General features: G+C 35.6%; 6 protein-coding genes. 5 read left to right on the top strand and 1 reads right to left on the bottom strand.

The features are described 5' to 3' along the window. The 5 genes from ACLTU0_RS11350 to ACLTU0_RS11330 form a co-directional block, all read left to right on the top strand. Window positions 1–231: DUF4330 family protein (locus tag ACLTU0_RS11350; RefSeq protein WP_412322547.1), on the top strand; the 231-nt coding region annotated here is incomplete at its 5' end. Window positions 232–336: 105 nt separating this feature from the next. Next, window positions 337–561 carry a hypothetical protein gene (locus ACLTU0_RS11345; RefSeq protein WP_117966272.1) on the top strand — a complete coding sequence of 75 codons (225 nt, stop codon included), beginning with the start codon at window positions 337–339 and terminating at the stop codon, window positions 559–561. Window positions 562–573: 12 nt separating this feature from the next. Next, entirely contained in the window at window positions 574–879 is a 306-nt protein-coding gene (locus tag ACLTU0_RS11340; protein WP_022230233.1) for a hypothetical protein, read from the top strand. Between the two features lie 21 nt (window positions 880–900). Next, window positions 901–1,179 carry a hypothetical protein gene (locus ACLTU0_RS11335; RefSeq protein WP_117966269.1) on the top strand — a complete coding sequence of 93 codons (279 nt, stop codon included), beginning with the start codon at window positions 901–903 and terminating at the stop codon, window positions 1,177–1,179. Between the two features lie 52 nt (window positions 1,180–1,231). After that, window positions 1,232–1,618, top strand: a complete 387-nt coding sequence (locus ACLTU0_RS11330) for a desulfoferrodoxin family protein (RefSeq protein WP_117966266.1) — start codon at window positions 1,232–1,234, stop codon at window positions 1,616–1,618. Between the two features lie 214 nt (window positions 1,619–1,832). On the opposite strand, the gene ACLTU0_RS11325 is transcribed toward ACLTU0_RS11330, so the two are convergent. Continuing rightward, window positions 1,833–3,365: hypothetical protein (locus ACLTU0_RS11325; protein WP_412322544.1), on the bottom strand; the 1,533-nt coding region annotated here is incomplete at its 5' end.

Raw genomic sequence — 3,365 nt, 5'->3', positions numbered from 1 at the left:
CAGGTTGAAAATGCAACATTGCAGTCAACAACAGCGTCGGGTGAACTTAAAAACCCTGAATTGCCCGGAAGATATACTTGCTATGTGACAATCAGAGCAACAGGCAAGGAATCGGACGATAACTATATCCTTGAGGACAGTACGGAATTGTCTGTCGGAAGAAATGTAGATTTGTATTCAAAGTATGTTAAAACTTCCGGCGACATAAAGAGCGTAAAAGTTGTTGAATAAAACACTGTTTTAGATGAGTATGTTTTTGGACATACTCATTTTTTTTATTGCGGAATATAATAAAAGGAGGTAACATAGTATATTTTAAGAGAGGAATGGTGGATTATGAACAGATTAGAGAGAATGTTAAAGGATTTTGATGAAAATCAGTTAAGAGAGATAAATAAATTTTTAAATTCGGCAGACGGAAGAAGATTAAAGAGTCACATCAATTCAACAGACAAGGATAAATTATTGCAGGAATTTTCAAAACTTGATCCAAATGAAGTAAAAAAAAGAATATCGGGACTCAGTACGGCTGATTTAATGAAGATTATGAAAAATTTATAAGAGGTGAGTGAAATGGCAGACGCAATGGATACACTCAAAAATATATTGGGTGATGATGCGGAAGACAAAATTAAAACTGTAATGAACTCACTTTCTTCTGCGGATAATACATCGGAGGGGATTGACAGTTCAAACGGTTTAAATCAAATTATGCAGATAAAAAATATTATGGACAGTATGGCGGTGAACAAAAACGATCCGAGAACAAATTTACTCCTTTCGTTAAAGCCGTATATGCGTGAGGGCAGAAAACATTCTATTGATTCGGCGGTAAGGCTTTTGGGGCTTACAAACGTAACAAAAATGCTGAAGAAATAATATGATTTTGGAGGTGGCGAGATGTATAGGACGTATAGCTATAATGATATGCCGATTCCGGTACAACGACGTAATGAGGATATGAGGAAACCTATGCCGCCACCCAAAAAAGAAATAGAATGTAAAGAGGAGAAAATTGAGAAAAAATGTGACAAACCCGACAACGGCGGAATTTTAAGCGGTTTGGGTACTGACGATTTAATACTTATTGTGGTTGCATTGGTATTGCTTATTGACGATTGCGACGACAAACTTCTTTTGATAGCACTTGCGTTTATATTTTTATCGGAGTGGTTTTAGTATAAATTACTAAAATTAGAAAATACTAAAGAAAAAGGAGGCGAGGGCAAAATTGCTTTATGAACCTAAATTTTATAAATGCGGTGTATGTGACGCGATATTGGAGTCGATAACACCGCATTGCTGTGATGATTTGACTTGCTGCGGAAAGCCTATGGAATTATTAAAGGCGAATGAATTGATTGCTCTGGAAGAAAAACATTTGCCGATAGTCAAAAGGGAGGGGAATAACTTAACCGTATGCGTGGGGCGTGTGCTTCATCCGATGAGTAAGGAACACAGCATACAGTGGATAGAAGTAAAGAGTAAATATCTTGAACAGCGTATCACGTTGAAAAAAGGTGACGATCCGATTGCAACGTTTGAAGTACCGGAAAATGTGCCTGTTACGGTGTATTCATATTGCAATTTACACGGACTTTGGAAAACTATGTCGTAGAATGTTGCATTATGATTACAAACAATGTCTGAAACGCTTACATTTTTTTTACAACATTCAAAAATGTTTGATTTACCAAAATTTTTATTGTATAATTATATTGTAGGAAAACACAAGATAAAAGGGTAAAATTAAAATAAAGCGGGTGTTCATTCAGAACACCCGCTTTGTCGTGTAAAGAGAAGATATTTTTAAGCCGATAGATTAAATGTTATTACTTGACAATTACGATTTCAGAAACTATATCATCATAAATTTTTATGAAGATTCTGTTATTTTCGTCTGAATCGAAGTTTTGAATATCGCTGATTTCAGCAACTGTAATTGGATTTTTTGATTTTGTTGTATCCACGCTGTAAACAGGTGTTTCAGCTGGGATAGTGTAGTTTACCGTATTTGAATTATTTACAGATACGTTTACGGAATTTGAAAATTTCTTTGTAACCTTGCCGTATACTATTTCAAGTTTGTCGGTTGGGTTTAGTGTAAATTCGTTATTCTTTGCGGTTATATCAAGAAGTAATCTAATACTTACGATTTCACCTTTTGAGTTGGTTTTGTATTGAATGATGTCGCCCTCTTGCAGCTTTCTGTCACCGTTTACAAGGATATTTTCGCTTTCTGCGTAAATTGATACTTCCTTGCCGTCTACAAGTGCTACAAGCATATCTGTTTGTTCATCATCATTATTTGTTGCTTTCACAATATCTTTAACAACTGCGATTGAAGAATCGGCTGCTGCGTTAATTTGTGAATTTGTAACAACCATAACTTTTGCGGTATAGTTTTCAGACATATCATAAACTGACGCATTGTATGTCTGACCGTCCTCAAACATAGCGATATTTCTTATTGCATAATCATCTGTATTTTCTGTAATATCGAATATAACCGTATTGTCATCAACTCTTACATTGCCTACTTTTGAAAGAGTTTTTGAAAATTTTGCGTTTGTAAGGTCATAGTTCTTTGTGAACTTGTCAGTGTTTACCGCACCGCTTTCGCTGTTATCAACGGCAGTGTTTATGGCAGTGATTTTGTTGTCTGCATTTGTGCTGTAAGTTACAAGCTGACTTGCTGTTACATCTTCAGATGTGTTTAGTGAATTTACAACGTCAAGTGCTTTAACATTGCTTTTACCGTTGAATTTTATCTTGTTGTTTGCGTCAAGAGTTACTTCTTTTCCGTCCTTTGTGAAAAGTTTGAATGACGCTTTTTCTGTGTTCTTTGTATAGTATGCTTTCATCAAATAAGCATAGTTTGAACTTAGAGTTGTTGAACCGTCAAGTGCTGCGATTTTGCCGTCTGTATCAAGATAGAATACACCCTCACTGCCGATATCGATTGAATCGGTGTAGTTTGCCGCAACTTTGTATTTTGTACCGTTGATAAGAACACCCTTACTGTCTTTACCGGTTACTTTACCCTCAACGGTTTTGTTTGTAACTTCAACTTCGTAAAGCTCTTTGTCAAGACTTGCCGCAACTGAAAGTACATCATATTCCGCAAGATCTGAAACGCTTATTTCTTCAAGACCTTTTGTAATTCTGAAGTCAACAGTATCATCAAGCTTTAACACCTTTTGAGAATACTTATCAACAATTTTACCTGTTGAAGAAATACTGTCTACAACGATGTTTTCATAATTCTTTACGAAAACAATATCGCATTTACCGTTCTTGTTTGAGTCAAGAAGTGTAATGTTACCCGACTTATCTGTAAGGTCAATCAAGTTTTTATCCATAGC

The sequence above is a fragment of the Hominilimicola sp. genome (genome assembly GCF_046972485.1).
GTDB classification, from domain to species: Bacteria; Bacillota; Clostridia; order UBA1381; family UBA1381; genus Hominilimicola; species Hominilimicola fabiformis.
Note: the sequence above shows the minus strand (reverse complement) of the source record. Positions and strands in the feature narration are given on the sequence as shown.